This window comes from Hydrogenoanaerobacterium saccharovorans, assembly GCF_016901815.1.
Taxonomy (GTDB): domain Bacteria; phylum Bacillota; class Clostridia; order Oscillospirales; family Ruminococcaceae; genus Avimicrobium; species Avimicrobium caecorum.
Genome location: NZ_JACSNR010000060.1, coordinates 1 through 230, shown reverse-complemented (window position 1 = coordinate 230; position 230 = coordinate 1). Strand labels below are relative to the sequence as shown.

Here is a 230-nt window from a genome sequence, read left to right as displayed (position 1 = left end):
ATGTTGGCTTAGAAGCAGCCACTCATTTAAAGAGTGCGTAATAGCTCACTGGTCGAGTGACTCTGCGCCGAAAATGTAACGGGGCTAAACATGACACCGAAGCTTGGGATACCGTAAGGTATGGTAGGGGAGCGTTGTGTACGGGGTGAAACATGAGCGGAAGCGCGTGTGGACTGTACAGAAGTGAGAATGCCGGAATGAGTAGCGCGATTTATGTGAGAATCATAAAG

The 230-nt window shown here is 49.1% G+C and carries 1 rRNA gene; it reads left to right on the top strand.

Annotated features, from left to right (window positions below):
• A 23S ribosomal RNA gene (locus H9X81_RS12110) occupies positions 1–230 on the top strand; the annotation flags it as partial.